The sequence below is a fragment of the Vibrio sp. 1978 genome, assembly GCF_033344345.1.
Genome location: NZ_JAWPOP010000425.1, coordinates 1 through 727, shown reverse-complemented (window position 1 = coordinate 727; position 727 = coordinate 1). Strand labels below are relative to the sequence as shown.

Genomic DNA, 727 nt, shown 5'->3' with positions numbered 1-727 from the left:
ATTTGGAAAGCATCTGGGCTTTCCATCAAGGTTACCGCAACCCGAAAAAACACGGTTTGCTAGAATGGACTGCGCTTTCTGAAGAAGACCAAACTGAACTTCAAGCTCGCATTAAAGCGACCGATTTTACGCGCGATATCATCAACAAAACGGCGGAAGAAGTTGCACCTCGTCAACTTGCTACGATGGCGGCTGAGTTCATCAAATCTGTCGCACCAGAAGGCACAGTAACGGCTCGTATTGTTAAAGATAAAGATCTACTAGCGGAAGGTTGGGAAGGTATCTATGCGGTTGGTCGCGGTTCGGATCGCACATCAGCAATGCTGCAATTGGATTACAACCCGACTGGCGATGAAAACGCACCAGTATTCGCGTGTCTAGTAGGTAAAGGCATTACGTTTGATTCAGGCGGTTACAGCCTTAAGCCTTCAAACTTTATGAGTGCAATGAAAGCCGATATGGGCGGTTCAGGTACGATTACTGGCGGTTTGGGGTTAGCTATTTTGCGTGGTTTGAACAAGCGCGTAAAACTGATCCTATGTTGTGCTGAGAATATGGTTTCTGGTCGTGCGCTTAAGCTTGGCGACATCATCACCTACAAAAACGGTAAGACTGTTGAGATCATGAACACCGACGCAGAAGGTCGTTTGGTACTTGCCGATGGTCTTATCTATGCAAGCGAGCATAACCCTGAGTTGATCATCGACTGCGCAACGTTAACCGGCGC

At 47.6% G+C, this 727-nt stretch carries 1 pseudogene; it reads left to right on the top strand.

The window, feature by feature from the left end:
• Positions 1–727: pseudogene (locus R8N49_RS27020) on the top strand (aminopeptidase PepB); the annotation flags it as partial.